Here is a 7862-nt window from a genome sequence, read left to right on the forward strand (position 1 = left end):
ACGCGCAGGCTTGCAGGGCACTCGATTTTCTTACGAACGGGACACTAACGCTTCCCGATCGGCGGCCTCCGGCGGCTTCTCCATCCAACCGGCGTCGATCATCATTTTTGCGCCGTCCTCGGCGTATTTCCCGACCTCGAGCATCAATCGTCCGTAGGTCGCGGCCAAATCGTGCCTCGGACTGACCGCCATCGAGTTGGCGTACGAACGAATGCGCATCGCAAACATGTCGAGCTTGTGGAATACCATGAGTTTGTCCGAAAAGGGCGACACGGTCGACTCCGTGACCAGGTGATTCAACGTGGGAGGCGTCGGCAGCTGCTCGTTCCCCATAATTTCGCCGAAAATTTGGACATGCTTCTCCGCGATCTCCCCGCCCCGAATAAAATACCGCCTCGCCTTGTCCGTTCCCGCGACCTGCGCGAACCCGGCGAGCACCGTCCTGCTCGTTAAATTATTTTCCAAGTTGTCGTGCAGGTGCGCGATCTCCAGCGCCTGAAGCGGCCGCTTCGGTCCTCCGAAGAACCCGCTGAGATACTTCTCGCTCTCCACGATTTCGGAACGCGGCGGCAGCGGAATGAGCGGCGGCCGGACGAGGAAGCTTTTCTCCTCCAGCACGAAATTGATCTCTCGCATCAAATCGACGGTCGAGCGCAGAATATGCGTGAAGAAATCCAGCATATCCGATCGCGTGACGAGCGGTACGGCGATGCCGTAGAGGCTTAGGCCCGCCTTCGCCACATATTTTAAATAGTGTAAATAAAATTTGTCCTCGAACAGCCGTGGGGCGTCGGCATGGAAATCTTGATCCGTGAACCCGATTGGTACCGGCATCCCCGCCTCTTCCATGACGGACTTACACCCCTGCTTGAACTCCTTGCACAGCCCGAATGCCTTTTGCAACGTGTTTCGGATTTGCTCGTCCTCTACATGTTGCAAGAAATGCTGCAATACGCAAACGGCCATGCTGTTTCCCATGTACGTCGCCCAAAGCTTTCCCATTTCGGCGGAAGTAAGCGGCTCCTTCATCGACATATCCGATTAGCCCCATTTCGCGGGATGATACCCGTAGCATGCGCTTCCCGTTCCAAGATTATTAAACGTAACTCAACAAATTTTTGGATAAATTTACCCAAAGCGAGGAATTCTCTTGATAACAAGGGAGGCGCTCGTCGATGTCGGACAAACAAGAAGCGATGTTGAAAAGGTTAGGGGACGTGCTGGCGGAAAATACGCAGGACCGTTTGCAATATTGGCTGGAGTTTTCCAATGCGGGCACTTGGCAGTTCTGGTTTAACGTCTTCATCATCGTCGCGCCGCTGATCCTTCTCGCCTTCGCGCTCGAGAGGCGGCAGGCGTTCCGGATTTCGTTCTACGGCTTGCTCGTTCACATGGTCTTCACGTATATCGACGCCTTCGGCACGCTGCACGGGTTTTGGGAATATCCTTATAAATTTTTCCCCTTCCTGACCGTCAGTATCGGCTTGGACTCATCGCTTGTGCCTGTCGTTTATATGCTGTTGTATCAGTGGGTCTTGAACCGGAAGAAAAACTACTATTTTTGGTTCTTCCTGCTCTCCCTCGCCTTCGCCTTCGGGCTCAAGCCGATCATGACGGCCTTGGATCTGTTTCAATTTTATAGAGGCGCAAACTTCCTTCATCTGTTCGCAGGGTACTACTTCATCGCCTTGACGTCCAAGTGGATTACCGACCTGTTCGCGCGCCACCAAGGCGCCGCCGAGCCCGCGGCGTGAGCGAGGGGGCGGGCGCGTATGCGGCACGATTCGTCGTTCGCTGCCGCAAATGCGCCTTGTACGATTCGAGGTCCATTCCGCCTATCGTTCGCAAAACGAACGAAGGCGCTTTGTTAGTTCGCAAATAGAACTTAGCAGCAAAAATGCCGGCGGGGTGTGCGACCCGATGGAATAATCGGAAAGAACATTCTCCTCTAAATCTAAACCTAAGTATTAAAGGCAAAAAACTTTATCGAAAATTTTTCGATGAAAAGGATCATATTGATTTATCAAAAGCCCTTTTTAAACTCTCCTCCCCGTGGCTTTTGAGCTATGATAATTGCAATTTCATTTCTCATCTTTACGGAAGTTCAAATAAGGATATAAAACAGCAATCATTGTTTTTCGATTACTCCGCGGGCGGTTCGAAAAAGCAAAGGAACTTCTAATTTCAAATCTTGAGATCCCACCGATCGAAGGAGTTAAAAAAAATCCTTTTGCTGTTTCTTCTTAATACAAAAGGCACTCATCTGCTAGGGAGAGTGTCCTTTGTACATTTTATCTTCAGTCGTAATCTACTTCGCCTCCCTAAACTTTTGCTTCTCTCCAGCCAACCACCCCGCATCCCACCGCTGGTGCTCCAGCCGGCGCTGCTGGATCGCGGCGGCGACGTCACCGGAACAGCCCCCACCTCTTCTCGTCCACAAACGGCTTCGACGCCTCCCGCGCTACCGCCTCACGCCGAACGGCCGTGGCGGCGCGTGTGTGTCACACCCGCCGCCCCACCTTCGCCTCCTTCTCTTTCTGCTTCTCCCCAGCCAACCACGCCGCATCCCGCCGCCAATAACCCAACCAGAGCTTCTGGATCGAAATATCGTCCCAAGACGCACCAAATTGCGCGAATGCACTACTTTTAGTCATCTCGTTACAACAACAATGTATCTAATTAATATCCCGTGTTTTTTGGTAGTATCGACCTAATGAACTCGTTTTTTTATCAATACTTATTGACTACGATTAAGAAAATCTTTACAATTAAATTAGAACTTTCGACATTTTTTCTTAGAAAAATACATTCATAATATCTCACTTCGACAATGGCAAACCCGCCTAAAGGCGGGGACGCAAAGCTTCAGACCTAATGGTTTATTTATAACCTATGGTGGCTGGGTTACCGAAAAGTGGGGATTCCTTAGACTGACTATCCCTATTATTCGGGATAGTCTATTTTTATTTGGGAAGGAAGGTGTACTCAATGGCGCTCTCGGAGCAAGAAATTCTGAAATTGATAAACACCTTACAACTGGTACCCCCAACGGAAATTGTCGATGAGCCCCCTTCTGAAGTAAAACAAATCGATTCCGATTGCATACAAATTCATGGAAATAAGATCATCATCCATCCATCAGTGGAATCCCCGCTCCACTTCGAAGCCATCGACCCGCTAACCCTTATCGTGAACGGATTTAGTAAATCCGGTCGAATCACGGTCATTCCCGGGGATGATGTTGCATGGGCAGCGCCTGTACCCCCGATGTTTCGCATTGATGTCGCCGAGGACCGAATGCTCGCATGGTTTTGCCTGTTTTCCAAGGAGCAGCATGCCCAGAAACTCGTTGTCACCCCCTCCGAATACAATACCTTCCGTATCGAGGTCGTGCCGGATCCCGAACGGATAGAACGGACACTCGAGCTCAGAGACGTCCAATTGGCACTGCACGAAATTATGCTTTTCAAATATGACGGCAAGAAGCTCGCGGACGAATTGGAACACCCCACTTTCGAGAAAATTGTTATCGCCGAAGGCATACACCCGGTTCCGACGATCGACGGCTCATTGGAGCTTCTTTTTAACGAAAGTATCGAGAGTTGCTACGAAGAAGTGAACGGCCAGGTTGATTTTCGTAATCATCTTAGGATCCCTTCGGCCAAGGCGGGGGACCTTGTCGCCCGGAAAATTCCGCCGGTGAAAGGCGCCAGGGGATACGACATCTTCGGAGGCGTAATCGAGCCTGCGGCACCTAGGGATATTATCCTCGTCCCGAAGCAATACATTCAGGTTACACCTTCCGGTGATGTGATTGCATTGAAGGAAGGCAGGCCCCGAATTACAGGGGATCGGGTGAAATTCATTAGTATTAATCCATCCTACGTCGTCTCCAACGACGTAGATTTGAAGACGGGGAACATCTTCTTTGCCGGAGATGTAATCGTCTACGGGAATGTAACCGACGGGATGACGATCGAAGCTCTGGGGAACGTTTATATCTCGGGCAGCGTGTACAATGCGACCATTACGGCTACCGGCAGCATCCTGGTGAAGGGAAATGTGATCGGAGGCAAGCTGTACTCCGGACACTTCGGCGTGTTATATAACCGTCTGTTCAACCACTCTAAGAAGCTGAACGAACAACTGCAGAACCTTAGGAACGCAGCCAAGATTTTACTAACTAAGCTGGAGGCCCAGGGGAAATCCGTACCGATCTCGCAAGCGTATCAATTGCTCGCCGAGACGAAGTTCAAGGAAATTCCGGGCACGGCGAAGGAGATTCTCGCCAGCATTGTGACCATCCAAAACATACAGAGAGATCAACTGGAGGATCTAAAACAAAAACTGATGTCGCTGCTCTTGCCCTCGTGCTATATGAAGGTTGACCCCGTGTCGTTCTTGAACGGTTTACAGCAGCATTTAATCGAGACCACCGAATCAATCCAACGATGCGAGGAAACCGACGTACGAATGGATATTCCGAAATGCCAATTATCGACGTTAATGTCGAACGGGGATATTCTCGTCCGGCAAGAAGGTGTAGTCCAATGCCATCTTTACGCGAAGAAAAACATAGTATTTTATCAAAAAAACGCGGTTTGCAGGGGCTCTACGCTGGAGTCCGGAGAAACCATCTCCGCGATGACCGTCGGAGGCACGTCGGGAGGCGCCTGCAACCTGAAAGCGGGAACCAAGGTGATGGTCGCGAAGATGTACGACGGGCGCGTGTTCGTCGGCCGGTACTTGAAAGAAATCTTAGAACCCATTGAACACACAAAATTCCTGATACGCGACAACCGGTTGACAATGGAATCCATTCAACCTTAATGGACCATGGAGGGTAGAGCAATGAACAGCCAGTTGACGAACAGCCGATTATTGGGGAAGAAGCTTAATAAAAACATTTTAAACCGTTCGGGAATTCTCTACCTTCCTCAAGACGTAGTGCTGAACGAAAAGCATCTCGCGAGCCTCAGCAGCCAAGGCATCGTCATCGCAGAAGACGACGTCGAGGACGTCGAGCCGGTCGAAATCGTGATTGCCAAGGCGGTACAAGAATGGAAGGACATTTTTCAAAACGCAAAAAACTCGAACCAGATCTTTATACGAGGGATTACGGAGTACGCCGTCCCTCTGATCCGACAACTCTCGGAAGATTATGACCTGCATACCGTTTTAACCGGACTGCTTAAAATCGATGACTACACCTACCATCATAGCATTGCCGTTGCTTCCCTCTCTACGCTCATCGGCAAATGGCTGGATCTCCCCTCGGAGCAATTGCACACTTTAACAGTAGCAGCACTGCTTCATGATATCGGGAAATCAAAAATACCATCGCATATTATAAATAAAACCGGCAGACTCATGCCTGAAGAGTACGAACTTGTCAAAATGCACACTTCCTTTGGGTACGAACTAATACGCAACACCGAAGGTCTATCGATCGAACACGCTTTGGTTGCGCTTCAGCATCATGAGAGGCTAGACGGTAGTGGCTATCCGAACCACTTGAAATACGAAACAACCTTACATAGTCGAATTGTGGCTATTGCAGATGTATTCCATGCCATGCTCTCTAGACGCCCCTACAAAGAGGCATCTCCATTTTACCAGGCCATAAGGGAGGTCTATGACGGAGCATACGGTTCTTATGACCCCGGAATAGTTACAGTATTCACACAAAAATCAATGGAGGCGCTCATCGGTAGCGAAGTGCGGCTTACAGACGGTCGAAAAGGGAGAATTGTTCAAATCCACCCCCATGACCTTTGTAACCCGTTGATAATGTGCGAAGATCAGTTCATCGACTTAGCCCAAGAACCCTCAATACGTATTGAACAAATATAACTCCTGACGGCGGGCGACATGTAAAATCGCCCGCCAACTCCGCTATCGCTTCCGATAGGAACCGCAGTAGCCCGGCTCCGCCTCTCTTCGCCGGCTAAACGTGTCACGTAAACCGCGTTATTTCGTGGATGTTGTCGGGTTGAGTCGCAGTATCGGGTGCATGTGACAAGCTTTCCTTCGCGCTGCGGCAATTGTGTCACACACTTTCCCCGATCCCGACGAGCAGGTCCAGCATCAACGGCGAGAGTTACATGAGCAGGTACCCGATCGCCGCGTTCTGCAGCAGCTGCATTCCACGATCGCGGTTGCCATCATAATGAACAGGCAACTGCCCGCGATCATGACGTCTGCCACCGGATACGAGAGCGACACGAATAGATCGATGAGCGGGTCGAACGCATGCATGATCTTTCCCTTGATCGCACCGCCGGGCGTCCGGAGACGTGACGGCGACACGATGGCAGAAATCAAAGCCATACGCGGCCGTCTTGTGCTTCGTCGAGTCGCTCAGCTAGCGGCCCTCACGCCACCACTTCGGGTGCTTCGTCTCGAAAATCGTGCGCGCCTCTTCCGCGTCTCTGACCATTGTTGATTATCATTGGGTTCCAGATGAGCATGGGTAAACAGGACCTACGTCGCAGTTATCATGGGCGGAGCGTTCCTGGTGCCGGCTCCCCTGACACCCATCGCGATTATCAGGCAATGATATCCAGCACGCCCCATTGCAAAGCCAAGTCTTGTATCAATAAACTAGCAGGGTCGAGGCGTCACCGCTCGCGACCAACGCTGAGCTCTTCGTAAACATGTTTCGCTCATCGACAAAAAAGGTATTTAAAGTTAATTACTCTCGAAGTTGCAGTGACGGACGACAGGATCGTTAATTCACGATTCAAAGTAATTTAACTTTTCCTTAAGAGCCAACATGTGAACAAAATAGAGATCCCAGATGTAAATCAAATGATGACCTTGCTACATTCAACTGGCCTGAGTGTAAAAACAGCGGCCGCCAAGAACCGAAAATCAAGTCCTTGACTGCCGCCATCCTTAATCAATAATCCTGCTTATTGGGAATGTTTCCAAATTGATACGCATCAATCAATGCTATTTCATTCTCAAACTGATATAGATTATAGAAGAAAGGTATAATATTGATGCAACGATGGCAACAAAGTGAGAGTGCTCATTTGTAGTTGAAAAAATCGTTGACATTATTAGCACTAAGACCCAACCGATTATGAAAACTATTAGTCCACCTAAAAAATGCTTTAACAAAAAAAACTTCCTTTCTTAATAGGCGAAATCATCATAGGCAGGGGAAGCTTTCTCAAGATTAGACTGGAAACCAACGGACATACTGACGCTCGGCGGTGTGGAGCTAAAGCCTAAACCAATAGAACTCGCCATGATTTCAACATGGCCATATTCTCCGACCACATTAGCAGTACCAGTAGTGGCATTTTTATATACTGTGGCTACAAGGAATACAGCATCGTCGTCTGTCCCTACTTGAAGGTCAACATCATAACCAACTCCACCCTCTGGGACGACAGCATTTAAGCTAGTCCTACTGTAGTCATACCAGTTTCCTGAAATAATATACGAGTAATCATCATACACAGTAAATTCATCTGACCAAGCTAAAGCGATAGCGTCTGTAAACTCATAGTTTGGGTTAACAATCCAATCTCCTTCAGTTATGAACTGGAAGTTATCATAGGAAGTCGATAATTCATAAATTCTTTGTGCAACTGTTGTCATTTTAAATTCTGAAGTAGGCATAGTGTAAGCGCTAAAATCAGAATCAGTTCCCTCGTTTGAGTTAAAATTACTTTCGGCTTGAGATTCTTACAACTTCTCCATCTTGTTTACTTAATTCCATAATCATTGCGTCACTGAGTAAGTCAATTTGTTCCTGAGTAATGTCTTTGGAAAATTTCATTTTTTTCAGCTTTTCCTCACGTTCTTCCTTCGTTATTTTCTTTACGTAAACCTTCCCCACTTTTTTTTCA

Annotated in this window: 7 protein-coding genes and 1 riboswitch; of the genes, 3 read left to right on the forward strand and 4 right to left on the reverse strand. The window is 48.8% G+C overall.

Translation table 11 applies throughout. The features are described from left to right. Positions 1-30: 30 nt before the first annotated feature. Positions 31-1035 (reverse strand): DUF3231 family protein, encoded by a 1005-nt coding sequence (locus tag VEZ38_RS02350; protein WP_324891569.1) that lies wholly within the window; start codon positions 1033-1035, stop codon positions 31-33. A 140-nt stretch (positions 1036-1175) separates the two neighbouring features. Between VEZ38_RS02350 and VEZ38_RS02355 the strand changes: the two genes are divergently transcribed. Continuing rightward, positions 1176-1754, forward strand: coding sequence for a CBO0543 family protein (locus tag VEZ38_RS02355; RefSeq protein ID WP_324891571.1), 579 nt, complete (start codon positions 1176-1178; stop codon positions 1752-1754). A 554-nt stretch (positions 1755-2308) separates the two neighbouring features. On the opposite strand, the gene VEZ38_RS02360 is transcribed toward VEZ38_RS02355, so the two are convergent. Beyond that, entirely contained in the window at positions 2309-2440 is a 132-nt protein-coding gene (locus VEZ38_RS02360) for a hypothetical protein (protein ID WP_324891573.1), read from the reverse strand. Positions 2441-2822: 382 nt separating this feature from the next. Further along, a riboswitch (cyclic di-GMP riboswitch) is annotated at positions 2823-2912 on the forward strand. A 76-nt stretch (positions 2913-2988) separates the two neighbouring features. On the opposite strand from VEZ38_RS02360, the gene VEZ38_RS02365 reads away from it, so the two are divergent. Both VEZ38_RS02365 and VEZ38_RS02370 read left to right on the forward strand, forming a co-directional pair. Continuing rightward, positions 2989-4830, forward strand: a complete 1842-nt coding sequence (locus VEZ38_RS02365) for a FapA family protein (protein ID WP_324891574.1) — start codon at positions 2989-2991, stop codon at positions 4828-4830. 21 nt (positions 4831-4851) lie between these two features. Further along, a complete protein-coding gene (locus VEZ38_RS02370; RefSeq protein ID WP_324891575.1) occupies positions 4852-5853 on the forward strand; it encodes an HD-GYP domain-containing protein in 1002 nt (333 codons plus the stop codon). 1287 nt (positions 5854-7140) lie between these two features. On the opposite strand, the gene VEZ38_RS02375 is transcribed toward VEZ38_RS02370, so the two are convergent. Both VEZ38_RS02375 and VEZ38_RS02380 read right to left on the reverse strand, forming a co-directional pair. Then, positions 7141-7632, reverse strand: coding sequence for a hypothetical protein (locus VEZ38_RS02375; protein WP_324891577.1), 492 nt, complete (start codon positions 7630-7632; stop codon positions 7141-7143). 46 nt (positions 7633-7678) lie between these two features. Then, positions 7679-7862, reverse strand: a 184-nt coding sequence (locus tag VEZ38_RS02380) for a hypothetical protein (RefSeq protein ID WP_324891579.1), incomplete at its 5' end; no start/stop codon positions are given.

Source organism: Paenibacillus sp., from assembly GCF_035645235.1.
Taxonomy (GTDB): Bacteria; Bacillota; Bacilli; order Paenibacillales; family YIM-B00363; genus Paenibacillus_AE.

What these genes read in the sequence shown, in the direction of transcription:
- VEZ38_RS02350 (WP_324891569.1), bottom strand. Translation starts at nt 1,035, where the DNA reads ATGTCGATGAAGGAGCCGCTTACTTCCGCCGAAATGGGAAAGCTTTGG.
- VEZ38_RS02375 (WP_324891577.1), bottom strand. Translation starts at nt 7,632, where the DNA reads ATGCCTACTTCAGAATTTAAAATGACAACAGTTGCACAAAGAATTTAT.
- VEZ38_RS02370 (WP_324891575.1), top strand. Translation starts at nt 4,852, where the DNA reads ATGAACAGCCAGTTGACGAACAGCCGATTATTGGGGAAGAAGCTTAAT.
- VEZ38_RS02365 (WP_324891574.1), top strand. Translation starts at nt 2,989, where the DNA reads ATGGCGCTCTCGGAGCAAGAAATTCTGAAATTGATAAACACCTTACAA.
- VEZ38_RS02355 (WP_324891571.1), top strand. Translation starts at nt 1,176, where the DNA reads ATGTCGGACAAACAAGAAGCGATGTTGAAAAGGTTAGGGGACGTGCTG.